The organism is Rubrivirga halophila (assembly GCF_046845755.1).
In the GTDB taxonomy this organism is placed as follows: Bacteria; Bacteroidota; Rhodothermia; order Rhodothermales; family Rubricoccaceae; genus Rubrivirga.
This window is the reverse complement of record NZ_CP177357.1, coordinates 1,142,555-1,167,628: the sequence shown is the minus strand read 5'-3', so window position 1 is coordinate 1,167,628 and position 25,074 is coordinate 1,142,555. Positions and strand designations below refer to the sequence as shown.

Below are 25,074 nucleotides of genomic sequence, written 5' to 3'. Positions count from 1 at the left end.
CCCAACACTCAGCTATGCACTGGTACGACAAACTCAACCAGTATTTCCCCATCGAAGAGATGAAGTCGCGTCCCCACGTGGAGGCGCTGTTGGCCGAGCGGAGCGACGTCTACCACGTCGACCACGGCCCCCACCACGTCCTGCTCTACGTCGAGGGCCGCGACGGCGTCTTTGTCGACTACCTGCTCGTCGCCAAGGAGGCGCGTGGCCAGGGCCTGGGCGCCCAGCTCCTGGACCGCCTCAAGGCCAAGGGTAAGCCGATCCTCTTGGAGGTCGAGCCGGCCGACTACGACGACACCGACACCGTCAAGCGCCAGCGGTTCTACGCCCGCCAGGGCTTCCACCACGTCGAGCGGCTGCGCTACCGTCGCCGGTCGCTGGCGACGGGCGAGGTCAACGAGCTCGAGATCCTGGCGTGGTCGCCGGAGGGCCGCATGGACGACCACGCCGCCTTCGCGTTCGTCCGCGCCGTCTACGACGAGGTCCACACGTACCGCGACCTCGACTTCTACGGCGAGCGGTACCAGCCGACGCACGAGGTGCTGACGCTCGCGGGCGACGCGTAGGTCAGGGGGCCCCGGACAGCGGTCCGCGGCCTGGAACGGCGAGCGGGGGCGGCCGTGTGCCCCTCCCCCGCCTTCCGTCCGATGCCCACGACCGTCGTCTGGCTCCGCAACAGCCTGCGCCTCGCCGACCACCCCGCGCTCGCGCACGCCGCCGAGCGCGGCGCCGTCGTCCCCGTCTTCGTGTGGGCGCCCGACGAGGAGGCCCCGTGGGCGCCCGAGGGCGCGCACCAGTGGTGGCTCGACGGCTCGCTCCGTGCCCTCGACGGCGACCTGCGCAACAAGGCCAGCCGTCTCACCATCCGCCACGGCGCCAGCCTCGACGAACTCAAGGCGATTTGCCAAGCGACGGGCGCCGACCGCGTCGTGTGGCAGACCCGCATGGCCCCGACGTTGCGCAAACGGGATGAGGCGGTCCGCGAGGGCTTGGAGGCGGCGGGCATCGAGGTCCGCACGTTCGCCGGGCGCATCCTGCACGACCCCGAGCAGGTGCAGACCGGGTCGGACGGGCCGTACCACGTGTTCGGGCCGTTCTGGAGGCGATTCAAGGAGGAGGTCGCCATCGGCGAGCCCCTCGCGGTCCCCGACCTCGGGGCCTCGCGCGCGCCCGAGACGTGGCCCGAGACGCTGGCGGTCGACGCCCTCGGGCTATCCGACCTCGCCCAAGACGGCGTCGCGTGGGCGGGCGGGATGGCCGAGGAATGGACGCCCGGCGAGGCCGGCGCGCAAGCCCGCTTGGATACGTTCCTGGACGAGGCCCTCGTCGACTACCCCGAAGGCCGCAACGTCCCCGCCGCGCGCGACACGTCGATGCTGTCGCCACACCTCCACTGGGGCGAGATCAGCCCCCGCGACGTCTGGGCGCGCGTCCAGGCCTGGGTGCAGAACGGGGCCATGCGCCAAGACGCCGACAAGTTCTTGAGCGAGGTCGGCTGGCGCGAGTTCTCGTACCACGTCCTCCACCACTACCCGACGATGCCGAGCGAGCCCCTCAAGGACAAGTACGCCGGCTTCCCCTGGCGCGACGCGCCCGAGGACTTCGCGGCGTGGAAAGCGGGCCGCACCGGCTACCCGTTCGTCGACGCCGGGATGCGCCAGCTGTGGGCGCAGGGCTGGATGCACAACCGCTTGCGGATGGTCACGGCGTCGTTCCTCACGAAACACCTCCTGATCCGCTGGCAGGACGGCGCGCGCTACTTCTGGGACACGCTCTGCGGCGGCGACCTCGCCAACAACTCGATGGGCTGGCAGTGGGCTGCCGGGTCGGGCGCGGACGCGCAGCCGTTCTTCCGCATCTTCAACCCCATCACCCAGGGCGAGAAGCACGACCCGGACGGCGCCTACATCCGCCGCTGGGTCCCCGAGTTGGCGGACCTCCCGGACGCGCACCTCCACGCCCCGTGGGACGCCCCCGCCGACGTGCTCGCCGAGGCGGGCGTGACGCTCGGCGAGACGTATCCGCACCCGATCGTGGACCACGCGGAGGCTAGGGAGCGCGCCCTCGACGCGCTCAAGACGGTCAACGGCTGAGCGGAGCGGCGGCCCCGGTGGCGGTGCTCGCGGTGCCTGACGTCCGCGGTCTCTGCCTCGATCGGCCCGTTTGCCATTCCTTCACAGAGCGCGGATCTTGCCGGGCGCCCTCACCCCCCGCATGAACCTCGCTCCGGCCAACGCCCTGGCCCCGATCCCCTTTACCTCGTCGCCCGGCCACACGCTCGGCGTCGAACTCGAACTCCAGCTTGTCGACCCGGTCACGTACAACCTCAAGCAGGGGTCCGTCGACCTCCTCGACCGCGTCGGCTACGACCACCCCAAGATCAAGCAGGAGCTCACCCAGTCGACGATCGAGGTGATCACCGGGATCTGCGACGACGTCGGCGACGCCGTGGCCGACCTGACCGGCTCGATCCGCGAGCTGTACGCCGTCGGCGACGAGCTCGGGATCGCGTTCTCGTCGGCCGGGACGCACCCGTTCGGGCAGTGGCGCGACCAGAAGGTCTTCCCCAACGACCGGTATCAGAACCTCGTCAACAAGATCCAGTGGCCGGCGCGGCGGCTGCTGATCTACGGGCTCCACGTCCACGTCGGGCTGTCGTCGGGCGAGAAGGCGATCGCCGTGTCGAACGCGCTCGCGGGGTACCTCCCGCACCTGCTGGCGATCTCGGCGTCGAGCCCGTTCGTGGACTTCGAGGACACCGGGCTGGCGTCGACGCGCTCGAAGATCTTCGAGGGGATGCCGACGGCGGGGCTGCCGTATCGGCTGGCGAATTACGGCGAGTTCCAACGGTTCATGAACACGCTCGTCCGGGCCCAGGCCATCGAGACGATCCGCGAGATCTGGTGGGACATCCGGCCGCACCCCACCTTCGGGACGCTCGAGATCCGCATCTGCGACTCGCCCTCGACCATGACCGAGCTGGCGTCGCTCGTCGCCCTCGTGCAGTGCCTGGTCGTGGCCATCGGCGACCGCTACGAGAACGGCGCGCCGCTCAAGTTGCTCAAGCCGTGGATCCTGCGCGAGAACAAGTGGCGGGCCGTCCGCCACGGCCTCGACGCCGACATCATCCTCGACAACGACGGCGACCACGCCCCGCTCCGCGAGTTCCTCCCCGAGCTCATCGAGCGGCTGGCGCCCGTCGCCGAGCGGCTGAACTGCGCGACCGAACTGGCCGGCATCCACGACATCCTGACCGACGGCGGGAGCTACGAGCGCCAGCGGGCCACCTACGCGCGGACCAAGCGCCTCCCCGACGTGGTGGCCGCGTTGTCGGCCGAGTTCCGCGACAGCCTCGGCGCGTAGGGAGACGGCGCGGAGGCCAGAGGGATCGCCGGCGAAGGTCGATACGGAGCGTGCCCGCGTGCCGAGCCCCGCGAACGGATGCGCGCCGACGCGCGTTGCGCCCTTCCCCCGGCCCCCTCCGCGCCCGTGATCGCCAGCCCCGCCCCCGCCGACGTGACGTCCGACCCGCTGCCCGACCTCCGTCGGACCCTCGTCGCACTCCGCCGCACGCTCCACGCCTGTCCGGAGACCGGCTTCGACCTGGGGGAGACGGCGGCGACGCTGCGTGCGTGGTTGGAGGCGCGCGGGTTCGAGCCGTCGCCGCCCATCGGGCAGGTCGGCATGATGGTGGAGGTCGCCGGCGCGCGCCCCGGGCCGACGGTCGTGTACCGGGCCGACATGGACGCGCTCCCCATCCACGAGCAGACGACGGCCACGTACCGCTCCCAGACCCCGGGCCGCATGCACGCGTGCGGCCACGACGCCCACATGGCGATTGGCGGCGGCGTGCTGCTGCTGGCGCGCGCGCGCGCCGACGAGTTCGCGGGGACCGTCCGCGTCGTGTTTCAGCCCGCCGAAGAGGTCTCGCCGTCGGGCGCCCCCGCCGTCATCGCCGACGGCGCCCTCGACGGCGTCGACGCGGCCTACGCGATCCACGTCGACCCCTCGCTGCCCGTCGGCCGGTTTGGGTTCCGCGTCGGCTCGCTGACGGCGGCGTGCGCGCCGTTCACGGTGACGGTGCGCAGCGAGCGCTCGGGCCACTCCGCCCGGCCCCACGAGGCCGTCGACACGATCTGGGTGTCGACGCAGATCGCGACCGAGCTGTACCAGCTGGCCGGCCGGGTGACGGACGCGCGCAAGACGGCCGTGCTCACCCTGTGCCGCTTCGTGGGCGGCGACGCGCTCAACGTGATCCCGGCGTCGGTCGAGTTCGGCGGCACGCTGCGCTGCTCCGACGGCGAGACGCTGGGCTTTTTGCGCGAGAAGATCCGCCGCGTGGCCGGCGCGCTCGGCGCGGTCTACGGCGCCGACGTCGACGTCGAGTTCGGGACGACGCTGCCCGCCGTCGTCAACACGGCCGACGAGGTGGCCGGCGCGCGCGGCGCGGCGACCGACCTGTTTGGCGCGGAGTCGGCGGTCGACCTGCCCCTCCCCAGCATGGGCGGCGAGGACTTCTCGTACTTCCTGGAGGCGGTGCCCGGCGCGATGGTCCGCGTCGGCTCCGCCAGCGGGCCCGAGACGCGGTACCCGCTCCACCACGCCCGCTTCGACCTCGACGAGGCCGCGCTTCCGCTCGCGGCGCGGCTGATGGCGGAGACCTGCCTCCGGGACCTGGCGCGCCGCGCCTGAGCCGCGGCTGGCGCGCGAACGGTGGGCGCGAGGGGCCACATACCTCGGTTAAGGGTGTGGGCCCTATTCTTGGGCACTCCCCTGCCCTGCCCGGATGCATCGCGTCGCTCTCGCTTTGCTCGCCCTCGCCGGCCTCCCCGCGCTCGCGCAAGCGCCCGCGCCGGGCGACCTCGTGGTCAACGAGGTGATGTACGACCCGCCCGCGCCCCAGCCGTCGGGGAATGAGTGGATCGAGATGCTGAACGCCAGCGACGGCCCGCGCGACGTGGGCGGGCTCGTCGTGACGGACGGCGGCGGCACCTCCGCCGAGGTGCCGGCCGGGACGGTGTTGGCGCCGGGCGGCTTTCTGGTGCTCACGCGCGACGGCGGCGCCTTCGCGGCGGCGTACCCCGACGTCCCCTTCGTCGATCTCGACGGCTTCCCCGCGCTCAACAACGCCGGCGACCGGGTCGCCATCGTGCTCTCTGGCGCCGAGATCGACGCCGTCCCCTACGTCCCGTCGTGGGGCGGTTCGGACGCCTCCCTGGAGCGGATCGACCCGTACGGCCCAAGCAGTCAGGCCAGCAACTTCGCGACCTCGACGGACCCGTCCGGCGGCACCCCGGGCGCGCAGAACTCGGTCTTCGCCCAGGACACCGACCCGCCCGCCCTCGTCTCGGCTGACGCCCTCGACGCCCAGACCGTGCTCGTCACCTTCTCGGAGCCCGTCGGCGCCAGCAGCGCGGAGACCGCCAGCAACTACAGCCTCGACGGCGGGATCGGCACGCCTACGCTCGCGATGATCGGCGACGCCCCGACCGAGGTCGTGCTCGCCCTCGCGACGCCGCTGGCCGGGCCGCGGACGTATACGCTGACGGTGCAGGGCATCGCGGACGTGCGTGGGAATGTGCTGACGTCAGCGACGGCGACCTTCTTTTTCGGGCAGGGCGCCGTGCCCGCCGCGCGCGACCTCGTCATCAACGAGTTCCTGTACGACCCGCCGTCAGGTGCAAACCCCGGCGAGTACGTCGAGCTGTTCAACCGGACCGACCAGCCGTTCGACCTGCGCGACTTCACGCTCAACGACTCGACCGGCGACCCCGAGCCGATCACGACGGGGGCCATCTTCGTCGAACCCGGCGGGTACGCGGTGATCGTCGACGACGGCGCGGCGTTCGCGGCCGTCTTCCCGGGCGTCGCGTTCGTGGAGCAACCCGGGTGGAGCGCGCTCAACAACGCCGGCGACGACATCGTCCTCGCGTACCTGGGCCAGACGGTCGACGCGCTGAGCTACCTCCCCTCGTGGGGCGGCACGGACGCGAGCCTGGAGCGCAAGGACCCCGACGGGCCGTCGTCGGTCGCCGCCAACTGGGCCACGACGACGAACGTGAGCGGCGGCACGCCGGGCGCGCAGAACAGCCAGTTCATGCCGGACGTCGCCGGCCCCGCGCTCGTCTCGGCGACCGCGTCCCCGGATGGCCGGACCGTTTTCGCTGCCCTCGACGAGCCCGCTACGCCCGCCTCGGTGACCGCGGCGGCGTTTTCGGTGAGCGGCACGACGGTCACCGACGCCAGCTACACGCCTGAGAGCACGACGGTCACCCTCGCGCTCTCCGCCCCGCTGGTGGCCGGGACCTCGACCGTCACCGCGACGGGGCTGACCGACCTGCTGGGCAACACGACCGCCAGCAGCTCCACGACGGTCGACTTTGTGCCCGACACCGTCGCGCCAGCGATCGCGCGCGTCACGGCGCTTTCAGCCTCCCGACTGCGCGTCGCGTTTTCCGAGCCGGTCACGGAGGCCTCGGCGACGAACGCGGGTGCGTACGCCGTCGAGACCACGGCTGTCGCTGGCGTGACGGCGACCGATACGGCGGACGGCGGCGTCGAGGCGGTCGAGGTGGTGCTCGCGGGCGACCTCGCCGAACCCGACGTCTACACGCTCGCCGTCTCCGGGCTGACCGACCTCGCGGGCAACACGACCGCGAGCACGTCGGCCCGCTTTTTCGTCGGCACGCCCGACACGCCGGGTGCCGGCGACCTCGCGATCACCGAGATCATGTACGACCCGACGGTCGGCAGCGCGGGGGAGTACGTCGAGGTGCGCAACACGTCGGCGGGGGGCGTCTTTTCTCTGGATCGCGTGACGCTCGACGACGGCGACGGGGACGGCGATCCGCTTGTGGACGAGCCCGCCGTGCTACTGCCGGGAGAGGTCGTCGCCGTCGTCCGCGACGCCGACGGCTTCCGCGTTGCTTTTCCCGACGCGCCGCTGGTCGTCGGTGGCACCGTCATCAGCCTGTCGAACAGCGGCGAGGCGATCGTCCTGCGCGCGGCGGGCACCGTCCTCGACTCGGTGGTCTACCAGCCCGAGTGGCACCGCATCGAGCTCGACGACGCGACCGGGATCAGCCTGGAGCGCCGGGACGCGAGCGCAGATCCGAACGTGGCCGCCAACTGGTCGTCGTCGCTGGCGCCAGCCGGGGGCACGCCGTCGGCGCCCAACTCGGTCGCCATCGCCGGAACGCCCGTCGAGCGCGATGCGGGTCTGACGATCACGAGTCCGTTCGCGCCGACGCTCGGCGAGGCCGGCCGGATCACGTACACGTTGTCCACCGAGGCCGCGCTCGTCCGTGCCCGGGTCTACGACGGCGGCGGGCGGCTCGTCCGCGAGCTCGAGCCGGGTCGCCTCAGCGGGTCGACGGCGACGTTGACGTGGGACGGCACCGGCGACGACGGGCGCCCACTGCGCGCCGGCATCTACATCGTACTCGTCGAAGCCATCGACGTCGAGGGGGGAACGACGGAGGCGCTACGAGGCGCAGTCGTGCTGGCGCGGCCCCGGGAGTAACGGACCGCGCGCGGATCGTTCGCACGCACGTCGGGGCCTCGGGCCCTGCGGTCCCGAGCGCGGACGTTCCTGCGGTTCTGCGCTCCGGCCGCCCCGTACCTTGCGGTGGCTGCGCGAGGAATCCACCCGGGCCGGTGGCACGGACGGAACAGCGGCGGCCGTTTCCGATTCGACACGACCGCCCCCGGACCCATGAACACGACCCCGATCGCCCCGACCGCGCCCACCGGCGCCCCGACGCTCCCGCCCCCGGTCTCCCTCAGCGACCGCGCCGCGGCCGAGGTCCGCCGGATCGTCGCCAACAAGCAGATCCCCGCCGAGTACGGCCTGCGCGTCGGCGTCAAGGGCGGCGGCTGCTCCGGCATGAGCTACGTGCTCGGCTTCGACAAGCGCCGCGAGCACGACCTCGCCTTCGAGCTGGCCGCCGAGGGCGGCGACCCGATCGCCGTGTTCATGGACAAGCGCCACGGCCTCTACCTCATGGGCACGACCGTCGACTACCACGACGGCCTCGACGCCCGCGGGTTCGTCTTCGAGAACCCGCAGGCCACCCAGACCTGCGGCTGCGGCTCGTCCTTCGCCGCCTAAATCGGTGGGTCGGTAGATCCGTGGGTCGGTGGACGGCGTTCACCCCTACGCTCTGACAGACTGATCCACCGACCGACCCACTGATCCCCATGGAAGGCAACTTTTCCAACCGCGTCCGCGACGTGATCTCGTACTCCCGCGAGGAGGCGATCCGCCTCGGGCACGACTACATCGGCACCGAGCACCTCCTCCTCGGCATCATCCGCGAGGGCGAGGGCATCGCCGTCAAGATCCTGCGCAACCTCGGCTGCGACCTCTTCAAGCTGAAGAAGGCCGTCGAGGACACCGTCCGGAGCTCGGGCGGCACGCTGACCGTCGGCAACATCCCGCTGACGAAGCAGGCCGAGAAGGTCCTCAAGATCACCTACCTCGAGGCCAAGCTCTACAAGAGCGACGTGATCGGGACGGAGCACCTGTTGCTCTCCCTCTTGCGCGACGACGAGAACGTCGCGGCGCAGATCCTGCAGCAGGCGTTCTCGGTCAGCTACGACGCCGTCCGCGCCGAGCTCGACTCGATCCTGTCCGGCAAGGCTTCCCCCCGCGCCGCCTCGTCCGACGAGCCGCCCTCGCGTGGCGGCCGAGGCTCCAGATCCAGCAGCAAACGAGAGATGGCTGAAAAATCCAAGACCCCGGTCCTCGACAACTTCGGTCGGGACCTCACCACGATGGCCGAGGAGGGCAAGCTCGACCCGATCGTCGGCCGCGAGGTCGAGATCGAGCGCGTCGCCCAAGTCCTCTCCCGCCGCAAAAAGAACAACCCCGTGCTCATCGGCGAGCCCGGCGTCGGCAAGACGGCGATTGCCGAAGGGCTCGCGCTGCGCATCGTCCAGCGCAAGGTCTCGCGCATCCTGTACGACAAGCGCATCGTGACGCTCGACCTGGCCGCTCTGGTGGCCGGGACGAAGTACCGCGGCCAGTTCGAGGAGCGCATGAAGGCCGTGATGACCGAGCTCGAGAAGAACCAAGACGTCATCCTGTTTATCGACGAGCTCCACACGCTCGTCGGCGCCGGCGGCGCCAGCGGCTCGCTCGACGCGTCCAACATGTTCAAGCCGGCGCTCGCGCGCGGCGAGATCCAGTGCGTCGGCGCGACGACGCTCGACGAGTACCGCCAGTACATCGAGAAGGACGGCGCGCTCGACCGCCGCTTCCAGAAGATCCTGGTCGACCCGGCCACGCCCGAGGAGGCCGTCGAGATCCTGGCCCAGATCCAGGGCAAGTACGAGGAGCACCACAACGTGGAGTACGCCGACGGCACGATCGAGCTGATCGTCAAGCTCAGCGAGCGCTACATCACCGACCGGCACCTCCCCGACAAGGCCATCGACGTGCTCGACGAGGCGGGCGCCCGCGTCCACCTCGCCAACATCAAGGTGCCGCCGGAGGTCATCGACCTCGAGGAGCAGATCGAGGCGGCCAAGGAGGAGAAAAACCAGGTCGTCAAGTCGCAGAACTTCGAGAAGGCCGCCCAGCTCCGCGACCGCGAGAAAAAGCTCCAGGAGGAGCTCCAGAACGTCAAGGAGGAGTGGGAGCGGCAGGCCGAGGACGAGACGTACCCCGTCTCCGAGACCGACATCTCGGCCGTCGTCGCCATGATGACCGGCGTGCCGGTCGACCGCGTGCAAACGACCGAGGGCGCCAAGCTCCTCAACATGGAGGAGGAGCTCAAGGGCAAGGTGGTCGGCCAGGACGAGGCGCTCATCAAGCTCTCGCGCTCGATCCGCCGGACGCGCGCGGGCCTCAAGGACCCCAAGCGCCCCATCGGCTCGTTCATCTTCCTGGGCCCCACGGGCGTCGGCAAGACGGAGCTGGCGAAGCGGCTGACGGAGTACCTGTTCGACAGCCAGGACGCGCTCATCCGGATCGACATGTCGGAGTACATGGAGAAGTTCTCCGTGTCCCGCCTCGTCGGCGCGCCTCCCGGCTACGTCGGCTACGAGGAGGGCGGGCAGCTGACCGAGAAGGTCCGCCGCAAGCCGTACTCGGTCGTCCTGCTCGACGAGATCGAGAAGGCGCACCCCGACGTGTTCAACATTCTCTTGCAGGTGCTCGACGACGGGATCCTGACCGACGGCCTCGGCCGCCGCGTCGACTTCCGGAACACGATCATCATCATGACCTCGAACATCGGGGCCCGGGACATCAAGAACATGGGCAAGGGGATCGGCTTCTCCCTGTCCGACGACGCCTTCGACTACTCGAAGATGAAGTCGACCGTCGAGGACGCGCTCAAGAAGGTCTTCAACCCCGAGTTCCTCAACCGGATCGACGACGTCATCGTCTTCCACCCGCTGGAGAAGTCGCACATCCTGGAGATCATCGACGTGATGAAGGCCGACCTCTTCGAGCGCGTCGAGGAGCTCGGCATCGGGATCGAGCTGACGCAGGCGGCCAAGGAGTTCCTGGTCGAAAAGGGGTTCGACCCCCAGTTCGGCGCCCGCCCGCTCCGCCGCGCCATCCAGAAGTACGTCGAGGATCCGATGGCCGAGGCCATCCTGACCAACGACTTGCAGGAGGGCGCCAAGATCTCGGTCGACTACAAGGGCGAGGGCGAGGAGCTCTCGTTCAAGACCCGGAAGGGCCGCAAGAAAAAGGCGGCGCCCGAGCCCGACGCCGAGGCCGAGGAGCCGGAGCCGGAGGCCCCCGCCTCCGACGACTGACGGCCCCCCTGCCGCTGTCACCGCCCGCCTCGGCCTCGCGCTAGGGCGGGCGGTCTCATGATTGGAGGGGTTGCCAGGCCCTCCGTCCCCTACTCGGCATCCTCCCCGTCGGCCGGCGGATCGTAGGTGCGGCTCGTTACCACTCCGCCGCTGTAGCCGGGCGCGTCGCTGGCGGGGAAGGACTCGTAGCTGGCCTCGTCGACCTCGCTCGCCGGATCGATGGTCTCCTCGGCGGGCACGGCGGGGGCAGGCGCATCGGCCAGAGGGCGGGCGTCGGGGCCGGGAGAGTCAGACATGGGCGGAGCGGAGGGTGCACGTGGAAACGGCAACGGCTGGGCCGGCGGTTCCGCGACGCTCGCGAGCGGTCGCCACAAAAAAAACGCTGGCGCCCCTCGGGCGCCAGCGTTCACAGGTTAAAACCGGGGGGCGCGTTAGCGGATCAGCGAGACCGAGCGCGTGGCCGTCTGCCCGCGGCCGTCCGTCGCGCGGACGAGGTAGAGGCCCGGCGGCAGGTCGCCAGCGCCGACGCGCAGGGTGTAGGTGCCTGCGGCGAGGTCGCCGTCGTGCAGGAGCGCGACGCGGCGGCCGAGGGCGTCGTGGACGGCGACCGACAGCGTCGTCGGCTCGTCGATGGTCAGCGTCAGCCGTGTCGAGGCCGAGAACGGGTTCGGGCTCGGGGCCGAGAGCCGGAAGGGGCGCGGCGCGTCGTCCGTCTGGACGAGCGAGACCTCGGCGCCGGGCACGACCGCGGCGAGCGCGGGCATGGCGCCGACCGCCAGCAAGGCAGCGACCAGGGCGAGACGTCGGACGGAGTAGAAAAGGGCCATCGGCGTGGGGGGACCGGCGGTAAGGTCGGGTCTACGGGCGAGAGATCCAAACGGATCCGGGGGCAGAACCGTGCCCTACCACAGTCTTCGCGTTCGGGTGTCGGCGCGCATGGACGGCTCGAGCACGTTCGGCCGCTCGGCCCCGCCGAACGATCGGTGCATCACCGCGGCCGCCATCCCGGTCAGAAACCCGCCGATGTGGGCGCCATAGGCCACCCCGCCGGTTTCTTCGGTGATGGCCGACGCGCCCCACTGGTTGAAAAACTGCAGCCCGATCCACAGCCCCAGCACGAGCACAGCGGGGACAGAGACGACGCGGATAAAGAACACGGCGTGGACCCGGTTCTTCGGAAACAGCACCAGATAGGCGCCGAGCACCCCGGCGATCGCCCCGCTGGCGCCCAGGTTTGGGATCAGCCCGTCGGGATCCATCGCGACCTGTACGAGCGTGGCGACGACGCCGCTGGCGAGGTAGAACAGCAGGAACGGGCCGGTCCCGAACCGGTGCTCGACGTTGTCGCCGAAGATCCACAAGTAGAGCAGGTTGCCGCCGATGTGGGCCCAGCCGCCGTGCATAAACATGGCCGACAGGATGGTCAGGTAGAGCAGCGCACCCCGGCCCGGCGCCGGCCGCTGCGGGATGTCGGCCGTCGTAGGCTCTTCGACCGTCGGTTCCAGCCCCGGGAGGGGTTTGTCGTTGACCAAGTCCTCGCCGGTCGTCAGCTCGGCCGGGATGACGCTCCAGCCATATGTGAACGCGGGGTCGGCGAGCTGGTAGCCGAAGACGAGGACGTTCGCGAGCACGAGCAGGATCGTGGCCCACGCGCGGCCGTCGAGGGTGCGGTCGTCGTCGCTGATCGGGAAGAGCATCCGGGGGGTCGGTACGTTGCGGCCCCTCCAACCGCGCTGCCGTGCCCCCGGGTCCGTCGACCGTTTCCATCCTGGGCACCGGCCTCATCGGCGCCTCGCTCGGTCTGGCCCTCCGGCGCCGGTTTCCCGAGATCGAGGTCGTCGGGTCCGACCCGAATGCAGCGCACGCCAAAACGGCTCTGGCGCGGGGCGCCGTGTCGCGGCTGGCGTCCCCGGCCCAGGCCGCCGCGGTCGGCGACCTCGTGGTGCTGGCGGCGCCGCTCGACGCCTTGCCGGACCTGCTGGCGACGGCCGCCGCGCACGCCCGGCCCGGCGCGCTCGTGACGGACGTGGGCTCCGTCAAGGCCAGCGTCATGGCGGCGGCGCGAGCCCGGCCCGGCTTGCGGTTCGTCGGTGGGCACCCGATGGCGGGCGCCGCGGTCGGCGGGCCGGAGCAGGCGGATGCGCTCCTCTTCGAGAACGCGGTCTACGTGCTCACGCCCGAGGACCCGGCCTCGCCGCCGCCCGAAGCGCTGTGGCTGGTCGACGCCGTCGGCGCGCGCGTGGTCGTGATGGACGCCGAGCGGCACGACCGGGCGGTCGCGGCCGTCAGCCATCTGCCCCAACTGCTGGCGGTCGCGCTCGTCGAGGCGGCGGCCGAAGCGGGCGACGACGCGCTCGCGCTCGCGGCGGGCGGCTTCCGCGACATGACGCGGATCGCCGGGTCGCCGTTTTCGACGTGGGGCCCCATCCTGCGCGACAACCGCGGCGCCGTGCTGGCGGCGCTCGACGGCTTCCAGCGCCAACTCGACGCCGTCCGCCGCGCCGTCGCTGACGACGCACACGCGCTGGCGCCCGCGTTCGAGCACGCCGGGCAGACGCGGGCCTCGTTGCCCTCGGCCTCGAAGGGGTCGCTGGCGCCGCTCGCCGACATCGTCGTGTGGGCCGACGACCGGCCGGGCTTTCTGCACGCGCTCACCGGCACGATCGCCGGGGCGGGCCTCAACGTGCGCGACGCCGAGCTGCTGCGCGTCCGCTCCGGTGAGATCGGGACATTCCGCTTCGGATTCGAGACGGCGGGCGACGCGGACGCGGCGGTCACGGCGCTCGGCGCCGACGGGTACCGCGCCGAGCGACGCTAGCCAGGGTTGGCCGCGAGCAGGGTCCGGACGCCCGCTCGCGGTCTGGCCGATTACTCCTCTTCGTCGTTGATCGGGCCGTCGAAGGCGGCGGACACCTGGCCGACGTCCTTGAGCTCGGCCGCCCCGCCGCGGTCGGCGTCGACGATCACGTTGTCGGAGTCGACCTTGCGCTCGACCGTCACCTGGTAGCGCATAAAGTCCTCTGACAGCCCGCCGGGCCCGGCCTCCTCGCCCGAGAGCGGGATGGCCTGGATGACCTTCCAGCCCTGGCCGATCTGGCGACCGATCTCGGTCATGTGTTGGTCTTGGCCGTCGTGCTCTTCGACGTTGACGGAGACGAGAAGGGTCTGGAGTTCTTTCTGCATGGTCTGGGGGGGGAGAGGTGGCCGGGTCAACGCCCCGCCCCGGGCCCGGGTTCAGAGCACGCCGCGCGCCAGCGCCCAGAACACGGCGGCCGCGTGGACGGCGTGGACGATCCGGCCCTCCTCCACCAGCCCCGCCAGCGAGGCCGCTGGCACCACGCGGACGCGGAGGTCCTCGGACGCCTCCGGGTCGGGCTTGGCGACCTTGTGGCACCCGGTCGCCACGAAGACGTGGCCGACGTTCGTCTGCCGCCCCGGCTCCGGCGCCAGCGCCCCGAGCGCGACCATCCCCCCTGCTCTGTACCCGGTCTCCTCGTGGAGCTCGCGCCGCGCCCCCACTTCCGGCGTCTCCCCCGCGTCGAGTGCGCCGGCCGGCAGCTCCAGCGACGTCTGGCCGAGGGCGTACCGGTGCTGCTCGACGAGCACGGCGTCGCCGGCGTCGGTGAGCGCGAGCACGCACGCCCAATCCGGCGCCTCGACAACGTGGTACTCGTCGAGGACGTGTCCCGAGGGGAGCCGGACGCGGTCGGCGCGGAGCCGGAGCCAGGGGTGGTCGACGAGTCGGGTGGACGCGAGCTGGGTCCAGGGGCGGGGCGTATCCATGGCCCAAAGCTAGCCGGCCGCTGAGACGCCGTGAAGAGGGCGCCCGACCGGCACGGCGCGTTGACTCCCGCGCGGGCCGGCCCGTACCTTCGTCATCCGCTCGGGTCACCGGGCGCATGCGGAACTAGCTCAGCTGGTAGAGCGCCACCTTGCCAAGGTGGAGGTCGCGGGTTCGAGTCCCGTGTTCCGCTCCAAACGCCCCCGGAGATGCCTCCGGGGGCGTTTTTTTGGTCGCCCCCATCGACGAGATCTTGGCCCGACCTCGACCGCTAACCGTGTGGTGGTAGGTTCAGGCCCGCCCCTCCCCCGCCATGGCGAAGCTCACCGTCGTCCGTCAGTTCTGGCAGTTTCTGCGCGTCCGCAAAAAGTGGTGGCTGCTCCCGATCGTGCTCGTGCTGCTCCTGCTCGGCGGGATCGTGACGGCCGCCTCAGGGAGCGCCCTCGCGCCGTTCGTCTACGCGCTGTTTTAGCGGTCGGAGGGATGTCAGGAGCGCGGTGCTGAGACGGAGCCAGGCGCGGCACGTTTGGCGCCCGCTGGCGGAACGCCCGCGTTCCATCGTGGCGGTCTGAGTCGGGTCTGCGACCCGCCGGGGTCGGGGTTGCCTTTCCTCGGGTCTCTCTCTCCCTCGTTGCATGCGCCTCGTCGCCCTCGGCCTGCTGGCCCTCGCCTTCGCCGCCCCCACCCAGGCCCAGGAGGCCATCCGGCCCAGCCTGCGGTCCACGTTCGTGGTTCCGGCTCACGCGGGCGAAGCCATCCGCGTCACGACGTACGCCCGCCGCCCGCCGCAGCGCGGTCGGCTCGCGCGTCGGTACCGGGGCATCCGGGTGAACCGGTCGCCGCGCCAAGCGATGCATGCGGTTCCGGCCCGTCCCGCCGCGCCCCTTTTCAGCACGCCCTCGCAGAGCTACGTCCGCAAAGGCGGCTCGTACTTCCGCGTCGTCCCGGCCCGTTAACGGCGTCGGATCACGCGTCGGCGGCGTACTTGACGGAGCAGCCGTAGGGAGGCGTCGTGGCGGGATCGGCCGGCCGGCCAGCGGCGAGGGCCGCCAGCGCGTCGGCCACGTAGTCTCGGGCCCCCTCCAGGTCGGCGAGGTCCGTCGTCGGACGGTCGTCGATCGCGCCGTTGTAGACGACCGTTCCATCGGGGTCGATCACGAACATGTGGGGCGTCGTCTTGGCGCCGTAGGCCTGGCCGACCTCGCCCGTGGGGTCGAGCAGCACCGCCGCCTGCCGCCCCCCCTCGCTCGCGGTGCGCGCGTCCATCGCCTCGGGCTCGAAGTGGCCCTGCTGGCCGGGGGCCGACGACACGACCGAGAGCCACACGACCCCGTCGGCCTCGGCCTGCTGCTGGCGGGCCTGCATCGCGCCGCCGCCGTAGTGCTTGCCGACGTAGGGGCAGTCGTAGTTGAGCCACTCCAGCACGACGGTCTGCCCCCGATAGCCCGCAAGCGCGTGCGTCTCGCCCGCGGTGTCCACCAGGTCGAAAGGGGGCGCTTGCGCACCCGGCGTCGGCGCCGCGGTCAGGGTCTCGGGCGCGACGACGGTCTCCGTGGGCGCGTCGGTGGTCTCTGGCGCGTCGGCGCACGCGGCGGTGAGCAGGACGAGGGCGAACAGGGAGGCGCGCATGGCTAGCGGGAGGCGGTGTCGGTGGGAGTCACGCCCAGGGCATCGACCAGGAGGCCGGGCGTCAGAATCTCGGGCAGGACGACGGGCTCGCCGCCGTTCGCCGGGAAGAGGACGTAGAGCGGGACGCCGGACCGCCCGAAGCGGTCGAGGAACGCGGTGACGGCCGGGTTTTGATCGGTCCAGTCGGCGCGGATGCGCGCCACGTCGTGCGCCGCGAACGCCTCCTCGACGGCGTCCGAGGCCAGCGCGGTCTGCTTATTGACTTGGCACGTCAAACACCACGAGGCCGTCACGTCAACGAACACGGGGCGGCCCTCGGCGATCAGCGCCTCGACCTCGGCCGCGTCGTAGGCCGCCCACGTCTCGGACTCGGGCGCCAGCGACGCGCCCGCGAGCGCGATTGCGGCCCCGACCGCCAGCAGGCTCGTCGCCCGGCCGGCGACGAGCGCGCGGCGCGGCGAGCCCGACGGCCAGCGTCCCCACGCCCACGCGCCCAACGCGCCGACCACGAGCGCCAGCAGCAGCACGGCCGCCGCGTCGAGGTCGCGCAGCGTGCCGAACACCCAGACGAGCCACACGGCGGTCGCCAGGAGCGGGAAGGCGAGCACCTGACGCAGCGTCACCATCCACGGGCCGGGGCGCGGGAGCCGGGCAAGAAGTGCGGGCTGGAAGCTGAGCAGCACGTAGGGCGCGGCCATTCCGACACCCAGCGCGCCGAACACGGCGAGCGCGACGGGCGCGGTCTGGACGACGGCGAACCCAAGCGCGCCCGCCATGAACGGCGCCGTGCACGGCGAGGCCACGACCGTTGCCAAGACACCGGACAGGAACGCGCCGCTGAGCCCGTCGCCCCGGTCGAGCGTGCCGCCGACACGGGCGGCCCCCTGCCCGATCTCGAACACGCCCAGCAGGTTCAGCGCCAGCGCCACCATGAGCGCGGCGAGCGCGGCCACGACCCACGGATAACTCAGTTGGAAGCCCCAGCCGGTGCCGTCGCCCGTCGCCTTGAGCGCCAAGAGCACGGCCGCGAGCGCCAGGAACGACGCCACCACGCCGGCCCCGAACGCCAGCCCGTGCAGCCGCAGCGCCCGGCGGTCGTCGGTGCGGCCCTCGACGAAGCCCAGGATCTTGATACTCAAGATCGGGAAGACGCACGGCATCAGGTTGAGCACGACGCCGCCAAGGAGCGCCAGCAGCAGCGCGCTCCACAGCGTCAGCGACGACGTCGGCGCGGCCGCGGCGGTCTCGACGCCCGCGACCGGGACGGCCAGCTCGACGGCCTGGTCGCCGGCCACGAGGACACCCGCGAGCGTCTCGCTCGGGCGGCTGGCGTAGGGCGACCCCACAAGCTCGGCGGCAAAGGCGCTGCCCTCCGCGCGAAACGCTTGCGCCGCGCCATGGTCGAGCACGCCCTTCTCGGACGGGAAGAACGTCGCCCCGCCCAGATCGACGCCGACGGGCGGGACGACGGTGAGCACGTAGCCCCCCGCCGTGGCGCTGGCGCTGGCGGTCCACTCGGGCGACGGCACGGGGATGGCCGCGCGGGCGGCGTCGAGCGCGTCCGTCCGGTCCGTCGCGCCGACGGGCACGGTCAGCGCGAGCGTTGCCGAGGCGGGCAGGCAGACGTCCGCGCAGATCAGGTACCGGAGGTCGCCCGAGACGTCGACGTCCCCGGACGCACCCGGGGAGACGGCGATGTCGGCGACGAGCCGGAGGGTGCCGCCGTGTGCGTACGTCACGATCCCGGCCTCCTCATAGACCGCCGGCGCAGGGAAGCGGAGCGGGCCCGCCGAGGCGCCGGCCGGCAGCGTCCACGCGACGGTCACCGGCTGGCCGCTGTCGCCGGGGTTCTGCCAGTAGACGTGCCACCCGTCCTCGATCACGATCTCGACGGCGACCCCGAGCGTGTCGCCCGGGGCAACCGCCGTGGCGTCGGCCACCAGGCGCACCTCGGAGTGCGGCGTCCGGTCGGGCGCCGGGGCCTGGGCGCTGGCGGCAGCCGCCAAGAGAGCGAGGACGAGGGGGAGCACGCGCATGGGGAAAGAAACGACGGCGGCTGGGCACCGGTCTCCCGACGCGCAGGATTCGCACGTCCTTACGGACCCGACCCGGCGCCGCACGGTACCACGGGCTCCCGTTTTCCTCGTCCCCCTCCCCCTCCGGATGCCCGACCGACGCGACGTCGACGCCATCAAGCCCCAGATCCTCGCCTTTCTCGACAAGCACCCCGACCGCGCGTACCGCGCCAAGGAGCTGTCCCGAGCGATCGGAATCAAAAACCAGGGCCGCTACCAGGCGCTCCTCGAGGCCTTCGACGAGCTGCGCGACGCCAGCGCCGTCGACAACCTCAAGGGCGGGCGCATCCAGCACAAGACCGACGGGCACGAGGCCGTCGGCCGCCTGTCCGTCTCGCCGCAGGGCTACGGCTTCCTCAAGACCGACGACGGGACGGAGTACTTCGTCCGCCCGCGCCGCATGAAGACGGCGATGCACGGCGACCGCGTCCGCGTGGCGCTGGCGGCCGAGAAGAAGGGCCGCCCGTCCGACCAGCTCCGCGAGTGCGAGGTGCTCGAGGTCGTCGAGCGCGGCCGCTCGCAGACCGTCGGGACGTTCGCCACGACCGGCAAGTCCGGCTGGGTGGTCCCCGACGACCAGCGGATGACGCACGACATCTACGTCCCGCGCGACAACTGGAACGGCGCGCAGCCGGGCGACAAGGTGGTCGTGACGATCGACGCCTACGACGACCCCAAGGCCTCGCCCGAAGGCACGGTCGTCCAGGTGATCGGCAAGGTCGGCGACCCTGGCGTGGACGTGCTCGCGCTGGCGATGGCGCACGGCACGCCGTCCGACTTCCCGCCGGAGGTCGAGGCCGCGGCCGAGAAGATCACGCCAGGGATCACCAAGCAGGAGGTGGCCCGCCGGCTCGACCTGCGAGACTATCCCGTCTACACGATCGACCCCGAGGACGCCGAGGACTTCGACGACGCGATCCACACGCGCGACCTCGGCAACGGCATGACCGAGGTCGGCGTCCACATCGCGGACGTGAGCTTCTACGTCCCCGAGGGCGGCACGATCGACAAGGAGGCGTACGACCGCGCGACGAGCACCTACCTCGTCGACCGCGTCATCCCGATGCTGCCCGAGGCGCTGTCGAACGGCGTCTGCTCGCTCCGGCCCCACGAGGACAAGCTGGCGTACTCGTGCATCATGACCGTCGACGGCGGCGGCCACGTCCACTCGTGGGAGATCCACGAGACGGTGATCCACTCGAAGCACCGCTTCACCTACGACGGGGCCCAGGACGTGCTCGACGGCGCCAAGCACGAGATGGCCGACGAGGTGCTCCGCGCCGGCGAGCTGGCGCGGACGCTGACCAAAAAGCGCGTCGCCGAGGGCGCCATCGACTTCGACGTGCCCGAGGTCCGGGTCAAGCTCAACGCCCAGGGCGAGCCGATCGACGTGTACGAGAAGCCGCGCAAGGAGGCCAACCGGCTGATCGAGGAGTTCATGCTGCTCGCCAACCGGGCGGTCGCCATGGAGGCCGAAAAGCGCGGCGTCCCCCTCCTCTACCGCATCCACGACAAGCCCGACCGCGAGCGCATCACGGCGCTTTCCGACTACGTCAAGACGTTTGGGCGGTCGCTCCCCCACAAGAACGGCGAGGTCGAGCGGGCCAAGCTCAACGCCCTGCTGATGGCGGCCAAGGGCTCGCCCGAGGCGCCGATCTTGGAGCAGGCTGCCATCCGGTCGATGTCGAAGGCCGTGTACTCGCCCGACAACATCGGCCACTACGGCCTGGGCTTCGAGTACTACGCGCACTTTACGTCGCCCATCCGCCGGTACCCGGACCTCATCGTCCACCGCGTGCTGAAGCGCGCGCACGGCCAGCAGGAGGGCGCGATCCCAACCGAGGAGGCCCTCGAGGTGGCCGGCGAGCACACCTCGAACCGCGAGCGCGAGGCGACCTCGGCCGAGCGCGAGTCGATCAAGCTCAAGCAGGTCGAGTACGCGGCCGCGCACATCGGCGACGAGTTCGACGGCGTCGTCGTCGGCGTCACCAAGTTCGGCGTCTTCGTTCAGATGACGAAGCTGCTCGTCGAGGGGCTCATCCACATCCGCGAGATGGACGGGTACTGGGAGTACGACGAGCGCCGCTACACGCTCGTCAGCAAGTCGACGGGCCGGCGGATCCACGTCGGCGACGCGTGCCGCGTGCGGATCGAGGCGGCCGAGCCGGAGACCCGCCGCGTCGACCTCGCCTTTGTCGAGATGCCCGGCCGGATCGACGACAAGTCCAAGCGCTCCGGCAGCCGCACGAGCGACCGCAAAGGCAAGCGGACCACGCGCGGCGCCCGCCCCAAGGGCCGCAAGCGCCGCTAGCCCAACCCTGCTCGCGAGCCGTCCAACGCCAGCCGATTCTCGATGAGTCGGCTGGCGTATCCGTGCACGGGACCCGGCCCTGTGGGCGGCAAGGCGCCCCTCACCGGAAGGGGCTCGCGCCCCGCGCGCACAACGCCTACGTTCCCGGTGTCTCCCCTCTCCGCCCCATGCGCTTCGCCCTCTTTGCTGCCGCCCTCTTCCTGGCCGCCTGCGGCACGTCGTCGTCCGGCACGTCGTCGTCGGCCGACCCCTCCGACTCCAGCGCACAGCCCATAGAGGCCGAGCTCCGGCGCTTTGCCGGCGTCGACGTTCGGGAGAGCGCGGGCGGGATCCAGGTCCGCATCCGGGGCGAGAGCTCGTTCATGGCCGGGCAGGAGCCGCTGTACGTGATCGACGGCTCGCCCGTCGCGCCCGGGCCGGGCGGCACGCTGGCGGGCCTGTCGCGGGCCGACATCACCGACATCCGCGTGCTCAAGAGCGCCAGCGAGACCTCGAGCTACGGGCCCCGCGGGGCGAACGGCGTCGTCGTGATCACCACGCGCCGGGGCGCCAACTAACCGACCGCGCCGGGCTTGCGGAAGATGGCGTGGGGCGCGCCGTCGGTGACGCCGGGCGGCTCGGAGACGACGAGCCCGGCGCCGGCCGCGGCCGCGAGCACCTCGGGGCCACCTGCGGCGACCCACACCCATCCGCCCGGGCGAAGCACGCGCGCGGCGTCCGCCAGCGCCGCACACCCGTCCTCTGACGCGCCAGCGACGGCCCAGTCGGCCGAGGCGTCTGCGAGCGCGTCCGCGCTCGCGACGGTCGAGGCGCCCGCGACGGCGGCGTCGGACACCGCCACCACGTCGAAGCCGAGCGCGACGAGAGCAGCCGTGGCCTCGCCCGCCGACAGGTCCACGACGGCCGTCCCCGGGGCGACGGCGGCCAGCGTTCGCAACAGATGCGCCGACGGCATCACGCGGCCGATCGCTGGGCGTCGTCCTCGTCCGGGAGCGTCTCCGAGGCGAGCACCGGGGCGTCGGCGTGCCACGCCCGCGTGTGCGGGACGCGGTTGCAAACCGGGCAGTGCGACGGCGTCGGCACGCGCGTAGCGTCGGCCAGACCGAGCCCCGCGTCGAGCACGTCGGGCTCGATGTGGGTCGCCACGCACTCCGCGAGCGCGTCGATCACGAGGGGGTGGTCGTTCAAGCCGTTCGTGACCTCGAAGTGACGGATCCCCTCCTTGGCGGCGATCGCGCGGCCGGTCACGTCGAGGTCGAAGGCCGTGTCGATACGGTCGGAGAGGAACGAGATCGGGACGACGAGGAGGGCCGAGGCGCCGTCGTCGGCCGCGTCCGCCACGGCATCGCCGACCCGTTCCCCGAGCTCGGCGCCCGAGCCCATCGTCGGCAGGAACGCGACCGAGCTGTCCCGGCCGTCGGCGCGGGCGTCCAGGACGGCTCGGACCGTCGCGTGGACTTGGCAGCAGTACGGGTCGCCCAGGCGGGTGAGGTGTCGCTTGGCTGCGCCGTGCGCGGCGAACAGGATGCGGACCCGGCCCCGGACCTCGCGGTCGAACCGCTGCAGCCCCTCGTCGATGCGCTCGTTGAGCGCGCGGATCAGCTTGGGGTGCGTCGCGTACTCCGCCACCAGCGTCGTCGGCGCCTCGACCGGGCCGTGCGCCCGCCAGTACGCCAGCGACGACCCGCCCGTCGACGCCGAAAAGTGGGGCTGGAGCGGGAGCAGGATCACCTTCGAGACCCCGTCCTCTGCCATCCGACGCCGGGCCGTCGCCATCGAGGGCTCGCCATGACGCATGGCCACGTACGTCCGGAACTCGGCCCCGAGCGCGCTCGCGAACCGGGCGTTGAGCCGGTCTTCGAGCGAGCGCGCCTGCTCGGAGACGTGGCGCCGCAGCGGGCTGCAGCCCCCGATCATCTCGAACGACTGCTGGAGGGCGCGCCCCCGGCGCTTGGCCAGGACGCGGGCGGCCGCTGGGCGGAGCGCCTTCGGCACCGGAAGGTCGACCTCGACCGGATCCATCAGCCGGCTCTCCAAGAAGGGCACGACGTCCGTCGGGGTCAGCGGCCCGCCCAGTTCCATCGTCACGACGCCGACGACGTCCCCCGAGGACACGCGCACGACCGCTTGGTCGAAGGCCTGGCCCGTCAAAACGGCCGAGTCGGGGCGGTACGTGCGGAGGTACGTCTGTGGGGACATTCGGAAAGAGGTCTGGACGGCCACCTGGGGGATTCCCCGGGGCGCACATCACAAGTAACCCCTTAGAGAACCGCCCCGTGTCGCGTCTCTTTGAAGACTGCTCTCCTGCCGCCGGATTGACGATGGCTCCACACCGCCGCACTGCGGCAACGGCCCGCTCGACGCCGAGGCGGGGTTCTAGACGGCCGCGACCACCGAGGCCAGGCGCTGGCGGAAGGGGGCCTCGGTGACCTGGCGCCAGATCTGCGGGAGCGCGGTCAGCGCCTGGGCGCCGGGGCTCGCCCCGAGGGAGGCGGCCAGGTGGCGGCCCCGGGCCTCCACCACGGCCCGCTCGGCGCGGGCGAGCGCCGGGAGCACGTCGGCCGGGTCGCCTGCCAACTCCACGACGGCGTGGAGGCCGCTGAGCGCGACGGCGAGGTGCGCCGCCAGCGCCGGCGTCGGCGCGGCCAGGTCGTCCTCGAAGGCCCGGACGGCCTCGAAGCGGGCCCACACCGCCGAGCCGAGCACGTGTCGGAGGCGCGTCGGTGTCGGGGCGTCGCCGGGGGCGCCGACGTAGTCGTCGGACAAGGGCACATCGTCGCTCCGCAGGCCGGCATCGGCGGCGGCGGCCAGCCGCGCGGCCAAGCGCCGAGCGCGGTCGCCCCAGGCCTGGGGCCCGGTCCCGAGGTGGTCGGCGGCCCGCCCGACGCGGTCGGCGGCCAGCCGCGCGAGGTCGGCCCGGCCCGTCGCGGCCGCCGCGCGCGCGGCGTCCAGCGCGTCGCCCAGGCTGGTGGCGAGGGGCCGCAGGGCGGCGACCACGCGGCGGGCGGCGGCGTCCGGCAGCACGCGGTCGAAGGTCTCGACGGCCAGCCGCAAGCCGTGCGCGGCCACGAGCAGGCGGCGCGCGTCGGAGGGTGCGCGCGTCAGCGCGAAGCGGGCCGCGCGCGCGTCGAAGCGGGCGAGGTGGTAGCTCACGAGCGACTCCGCCGCGCTGAGCACGGGCGTGTCGCCGGCGAGGGCGGGGACGCGTGGCTCGTGCCCGGCCGTGGGGCCGGCAGGCTGGGGGTGACCGTCGCCGCCGGCCTCACGCCGCACGATCGGCACCGGGCCGAGCACGACCGGGTACGGGTCGACCGGGGTCGCCGGGCGGGGGCGTTCGGCGGATGGCGGCGTGGTGCGCTCGAGCGTCGCAACGGGGGCGGCGGCCTGCGGACGGGTGGCTGGCGGCGGCGGAGGGGCCGAGACGGACACCTCGGAAGTGGCGACCGGTACCGGGTCGCCGGGCGGCGGGGCCGCCGGCGGCGCGGGCGGAGCGGCCGATGGGGCCGCAGGCGCGTCGAGGTCTCCGCCGGCGAAGAGCGGCGTGTCGGGGGGGGCGTGGCTCGAGAAGAGGTCGAGCAGCTCCGCCATGTCGACCGCCTCGCCGGTCCCGGGGCGGCCGTCGCCCGAGGCGTCCAGCTCTGAAGCCGGAGGGGCTGCGGGCGCCGGGTCGAGGGCACCCAGGCGGCGCGCCCGGAACCGCTCACGGACGGCTCGGACGTGGCCCATGCTCACGCCCGTCTGCGCGGCGATGGTGTCGGCCCGGAAGCCCCGCCCGTCGAGTTGGAGGATCCGGGCGCGGAGGGCCCGGTCGTCGTCGCCCGCCGCCGCCGCGTCGATCGCGCGGACCTCGTCGGGGAGCAGCAGCGCCGGCTCGTCGAGGCCTCGGGGGAGGCGGAGCACGGCGCGCTCTAGCCGCGACCGCTCGACGGGTTCGAGCCCGGCCGCCACGAACGCCGCCGCCAGCTCGCCGATGCCCCCCTCCGGCGCGGGCTCGACCTCGACCTCGTTCGAGACCACGCGGGCCCCGGGCACCTCGTAGACGACCACGTCGAACGAGATCACGGCCGCCGGGCGGCCGTCGCGGAGCGCCAGCCGCGGCGTGCGGTACAGCCGGATCGACAAGAGCGGGCGGACCGCGTCGCCGCCGGTCAGCTGCGCCAGCGCGTCGGAGAGCGCGCCCGGCGGGAGCGCGAGCGCACCATCGCCGGGCGGGGCCGCCAGGTCGAGGGCCGGGCGGACGGGCCCCGCCTCCGGCTCGATGCGCCGCAGCGAGGCGGTCGCCCTCCCCCCCTGCTCGCGGACCCGGAGCGCGACGCCCCGGCGCAGCAGCTCGCCGTCGTCGGTGTCGAAATACCGGTCCAGGACGCGCACCGGCGGGTGCGGATCGAGGCGGAGCCCCCCGAGCTCGGGGGCCTGCACCAGAGCCGAGAACGGCCCTGGACGTCGGGCGACGAAGGTGGTGGAGGGCATGGGGGGACGCGCGCCCCGCAACATACGGGCGGCCCCGG

22 protein-coding genes and 1 tRNA gene are annotated in these 25,074 nt (G+C 72.4%); 13 read left to right on the top strand and 10 right to left on the bottom strand.

Features of this window, described 5'->3' with window-relative positions; genetic code table 11:
• Positions 1 to 14: 14 nt before the first annotated feature.
• From ACLIRP_RS04990 to ACLIRP_RS04960, 7 genes are all read left to right on the top strand, one after another.
• On the top strand, positions 15 to 566 hold the full coding sequence (locus ACLIRP_RS04990; protein ID WP_412062858.1) for a GNAT family N-acetyltransferase: 552 nt from the start codon (positions 15 to 17) through the stop codon (positions 564 to 566).
• Between the two features lie 81 nt (positions 567 to 647).
• Positions 648 to 2,093: a cryptochrome/photolyase family protein gene (locus tag ACLIRP_RS04985; protein ID WP_412062857.1), complete on the top strand. Its 1,446-nt coding sequence runs from the start codon at positions 648 to 650 to the stop codon at positions 2,091 to 2,093.
• Between the two features lie 121 nt (positions 2,094 to 2,214).
• Positions 2,215 to 3,363 (top strand): glutamate--cysteine ligase, encoded by a 1,149-nt coding sequence (locus tag ACLIRP_RS04980; RefSeq protein ID WP_412062856.1) that lies wholly within the window; start codon positions 2,215 to 2,217, stop codon positions 3,361 to 3,363.
• A 126-nt stretch (positions 3,364 to 3,489) separates the two neighbouring features.
• The gene (locus tag ACLIRP_RS04975; RefSeq protein ID WP_412062855.1) at positions 3,490 to 4,692 is read left to right on the top strand and encodes a M20 metallopeptidase family protein; all 1,203 of its coding nucleotides are present in this window, start codon (positions 3,490 to 3,492) and stop codon (positions 4,690 to 4,692) included.
• A gap of 94 nt (positions 4,693 to 4,786) precedes the next feature.
• Positions 4,787 to 7,522: a lamin tail domain-containing protein gene (locus ACLIRP_RS04970; protein ID WP_412062854.1), complete on the top strand. Its 2,736-nt coding sequence runs from the start codon at positions 4,787 to 4,789 to the stop codon at positions 7,520 to 7,522.
• Between the two features lie 192 nt (positions 7,523 to 7,714).
• Positions 7,715 to 8,110, top strand: a complete 396-nt coding sequence (locus ACLIRP_RS04965; protein WP_412062853.1) for a HesB/IscA family protein — start codon at positions 7,715 to 7,717, stop codon at positions 8,108 to 8,110.
• A gap of 89 nt (positions 8,111 to 8,199) precedes the next feature.
• Positions 8,200 to 10,770: an ATP-dependent Clp protease ATP-binding subunit gene (locus tag ACLIRP_RS04960; RefSeq protein WP_412062852.1), complete on the top strand. Its 2,571-nt coding sequence runs from the start codon at positions 8,200 to 8,202 to the stop codon at positions 10,768 to 10,770.
• 89 nt (positions 10,771 to 10,859) lie between these two features.
• Here the strand turns inward: ACLIRP_RS04960 and ACLIRP_RS04955 are convergent, their stop codons facing one another.
• The 3 genes from ACLIRP_RS04955 to ACLIRP_RS04945 form a co-directional block, all read right to left on the bottom strand.
• Positions 10,860 to 11,066, bottom strand: coding sequence for a hypothetical protein (locus ACLIRP_RS04955; RefSeq protein ID WP_412062851.1), 207 nt, complete (start codon positions 11,064 to 11,066; stop codon positions 10,860 to 10,862).
• 135 nt (positions 11,067 to 11,201) lie between these two features.
• On the bottom strand, positions 11,202 to 11,597 hold the full coding sequence (locus ACLIRP_RS04950) for a T9SS type A sorting domain-containing protein (protein ID WP_412062850.1): 396 nt from the start codon (positions 11,595 to 11,597) through the stop codon (positions 11,202 to 11,204).
• Positions 11,598 to 11,672: 75 nt separating this feature from the next.
• Entirely contained in the window at positions 11,673 to 12,467 is a 795-nt protein-coding gene (locus ACLIRP_RS04945; protein ID WP_412062849.1) for a rhomboid family intramembrane serine protease, read from the bottom strand.
• Positions 12,468 to 12,508: 41 nt separating this feature from the next.
• Between ACLIRP_RS04945 and ACLIRP_RS04940 the strand changes: the two genes are divergently transcribed.
• A complete protein-coding gene (locus ACLIRP_RS04940; protein WP_412062848.1) occupies positions 12,509 to 13,588 on the top strand; it encodes a prephenate dehydrogenase/arogenate dehydrogenase family protein in 1,080 nt (359 codons plus the stop codon).
• Between the two features lie 50 nt (positions 13,589 to 13,638).
• Here the strand turns inward: ACLIRP_RS04940 and ACLIRP_RS04935 are convergent, their stop codons facing one another.
• Together ACLIRP_RS04935 and ACLIRP_RS04930 are read right to left on the bottom strand one after the other, a co-directional pair.
• On the bottom strand, positions 13,639 to 13,953 hold the full coding sequence (locus ACLIRP_RS04935; protein WP_412062847.1) for a hypothetical protein: 315 nt from the start codon (positions 13,951 to 13,953) through the stop codon (positions 13,639 to 13,641).
• Between the two features lie 51 nt (positions 13,954 to 14,004).
• On the bottom strand, positions 14,005 to 14,553 hold the full coding sequence (locus ACLIRP_RS04930; protein WP_412062846.1) for an NUDIX hydrolase: 549 nt from the start codon (positions 14,551 to 14,553) through the stop codon (positions 14,005 to 14,007).
• A 118-nt stretch (positions 14,554 to 14,671) separates the two neighbouring features.
• Between ACLIRP_RS04930 and ACLIRP_RS04925 the strand changes: the two genes are divergently transcribed.
• The 3 genes from ACLIRP_RS04925 to ACLIRP_RS04915 all read left to right on the top strand — a co-directional run bounded on the left by ACLIRP_RS04925 (position 14,672) and on the right by ACLIRP_RS04915 (position 15,507).
• Positions 14,672 to 14,747 (top strand) — tRNA-Gly (locus ACLIRP_RS04925).
• Positions 14,748 to 14,864: 117 nt separating this feature from the next.
• Positions 14,865 to 15,023: a DUF5989 family protein gene (locus ACLIRP_RS04920; protein WP_412062845.1), complete on the top strand. Its 159-nt coding sequence runs from the start codon at positions 14,865 to 14,867 to the stop codon at positions 15,021 to 15,023.
• Positions 15,024 to 15,186: 163 nt separating this feature from the next.
• Positions 15,187 to 15,507 (top strand): hypothetical protein, encoded by a 321-nt coding sequence (locus ACLIRP_RS04915; protein ID WP_412062844.1) that lies wholly within the window; start codon positions 15,187 to 15,189, stop codon positions 15,505 to 15,507.
• 10 nt (positions 15,508 to 15,517) lie between these two features.
• Here the strand turns inward: ACLIRP_RS04915 and ACLIRP_RS04910 are convergent, their stop codons facing one another.
• Positions 15,518 to 16,180, bottom strand: coding sequence for a redoxin domain-containing protein (locus tag ACLIRP_RS04910; protein ID WP_412062843.1), 663 nt, complete (start codon positions 16,178 to 16,180; stop codon positions 15,518 to 15,520).
• 2 nt (positions 16,181 to 16,182) lie between these two features.
• Positions 16,183 to 18,216: a protein-disulfide reductase DsbD family protein gene (locus ACLIRP_RS04905; RefSeq protein WP_412062842.1), complete on the bottom strand. Its 2,034-nt coding sequence runs from the start codon at positions 18,214 to 18,216 to the stop codon at positions 16,183 to 16,185.
• A 127-nt stretch (positions 18,217 to 18,343) separates the two neighbouring features.
• On the opposite strand from ACLIRP_RS04905, the gene rnr reads away from it, so the two are divergent.
• Positions 18,344 to 20,566, top strand: a complete 2,223-nt coding sequence (gene rnr, locus ACLIRP_RS04900; protein WP_412062841.1) for a ribonuclease R — start codon at positions 18,344 to 18,346, stop codon at positions 20,564 to 20,566.
• 167 nt (positions 20,567 to 20,733) lie between these two features.
• A complete protein-coding gene (locus ACLIRP_RS04895) occupies positions 20,734 to 21,123 on the top strand; it encodes a TonB-dependent receptor plug domain-containing protein (RefSeq protein WP_412062840.1) in 390 nt (129 codons plus the stop codon).
• Here ACLIRP_RS04895 and ACLIRP_RS04890 read toward each other — a convergent pair.
• From ACLIRP_RS04890 to ACLIRP_RS04880, 3 genes are all read right to left on the bottom strand, one after another.
• Positions 21,120 to 21,521: a hypothetical protein gene (locus ACLIRP_RS04890; protein ID WP_412062839.1), complete on the bottom strand. Its 402-nt coding sequence runs from the start codon at positions 21,519 to 21,521 to the stop codon at positions 21,120 to 21,122. The genes ACLIRP_RS04895 and ACLIRP_RS04890 overlap by 4 nt on opposite strands.
• Positions 21,521 to 22,765 (bottom strand): ferrochelatase, encoded by a 1,245-nt coding sequence (gene hemH, locus ACLIRP_RS04885; protein WP_412062838.1) that lies wholly within the window; start codon positions 22,763 to 22,765, stop codon positions 21,521 to 21,523. Before hemH ends, ACLIRP_RS04890 begins: the two co-directional genes overlap by 1 nt.
• Positions 22,766 to 22,942: 177 nt before the next feature.
• The gene (locus ACLIRP_RS04880) at positions 22,943 to 25,036 is read right to left on the bottom strand and encodes a CYTH domain-containing protein (protein ID WP_412062837.1); all 2,094 of its coding nucleotides are present in this window, start codon (positions 25,034 to 25,036) and stop codon (positions 22,943 to 22,945) included.
• Positions 25,037 to 25,074 lie beyond the last annotated feature (38 nt).

Excerpts from the sequence above, each read along its gene's own strand:
- ACLIRP_RS04985 (WP_412062857.1), top strand. The coding sequence starts at position 648 with ATGCCCACGACCGTCGTCTGGCTCCGCAACAGCCTGCGCCTCGCCGAC.
- ACLIRP_RS04910 (WP_412062843.1), bottom strand. The coding sequence starts at position 16,180 with ATGCGCGCCTCCCTGTTCGCCCTCGTCCTGCTCACCGCCGCGTGCGCC.
- ACLIRP_RS04980 (WP_412062856.1), top strand. The coding sequence starts at position 2,215 with ATGAACCTCGCTCCGGCCAACGCCCTGGCCCCGATCCCCTTTACCTCG.
- ACLIRP_RS04915 (WP_412062844.1), top strand. The coding sequence starts at position 15,187 with ATGCGCCTCGTCGCCCTCGGCCTGCTGGCCCTCGCCTTCGCCGCCCCC.
- hemH (WP_412062838.1), bottom strand. The coding sequence starts at position 22,765 with ATGTCCCCACAGACGTACCTCCGCACGTACCGCCCCGACTCGGCCGTT.
- ACLIRP_RS04935 (WP_412062847.1), bottom strand. The coding sequence starts at position 13,953 with ATGCAGAAAGAACTCCAGACCCTTCTCGTCTCCGTCAACGTCGAAGAG.
- ACLIRP_RS04880 (WP_412062837.1), bottom strand. The coding sequence starts at position 25,036 with ATGCCCTCCACCACCTTCGTCGCCCGACGTCCAGGGCCGTTCTCGGCT.
- rnr (WP_412062841.1), top strand. The coding sequence starts at position 18,344 with ATGCCCGACCGACGCGACGTCGACGCCATCAAGCCCCAGATCCTCGCC.
- ACLIRP_RS04960 (WP_412062852.1), top strand. The coding sequence starts at position 8,200 with ATGGAAGGCAACTTTTCCAACCGCGTCCGCGACGTGATCTCGTACTCC.
- ACLIRP_RS04920 (WP_412062845.1), top strand. The coding sequence starts at position 14,865 with ATGGCGAAGCTCACCGTCGTCCGTCAGTTCTGGCAGTTTCTGCGCGTC.
- ACLIRP_RS04970 (WP_412062854.1), top strand. The coding sequence starts at position 4,787 with ATGCATCGCGTCGCTCTCGCTTTGCTCGCCCTCGCCGGCCTCCCCGCG.
- ACLIRP_RS04945 (WP_412062849.1), bottom strand. The coding sequence starts at position 12,467 with ATGCTCTTCCCGATCAGCGACGACGACCGCACCCTCGACGGCCGCGCG.
- ACLIRP_RS04965 (WP_412062853.1), top strand. The coding sequence starts at position 7,715 with ATGAACACGACCCCGATCGCCCCGACCGCGCCCACCGGCGCCCCGACG.
- ACLIRP_RS04895 (WP_412062840.1), top strand. The coding sequence starts at position 20,734 with ATGCGCTTCGCCCTCTTTGCTGCCGCCCTCTTCCTGGCCGCCTGCGGC.
- ACLIRP_RS04890 (WP_412062839.1), bottom strand. The coding sequence starts at position 21,521 with ATGCCGTCGGCGCATCTGTTGCGAACGCTGGCCGCCGTCGCCCCGGGG.
- ACLIRP_RS04950 (WP_412062850.1), bottom strand. The coding sequence starts at position 11,597 with ATGGCCCTTTTCTACTCCGTCCGACGTCTCGCCCTGGTCGCTGCCTTG.
- ACLIRP_RS04955 (WP_412062851.1), bottom strand. The coding sequence starts at position 11,066 with ATGTCTGACTCTCCCGGCCCCGACGCCCGCCCTCTGGCCGATGCGCCT.
- ACLIRP_RS04905 (WP_412062842.1), bottom strand. The coding sequence starts at position 18,216 with ATGCGCGTGCTCCCCCTCGTCCTCGCTCTCTTGGCGGCTGCCGCCAGC.
- ACLIRP_RS04930 (WP_412062846.1), bottom strand. The coding sequence starts at position 14,553 with ATGGATACGCCCCGCCCCTGGACCCAGCTCGCGTCCACCCGACTCGTC.
- ACLIRP_RS04990 (WP_412062858.1), top strand. The coding sequence starts at position 15 with ATGCACTGGTACGACAAACTCAACCAGTATTTCCCCATCGAAGAGATG.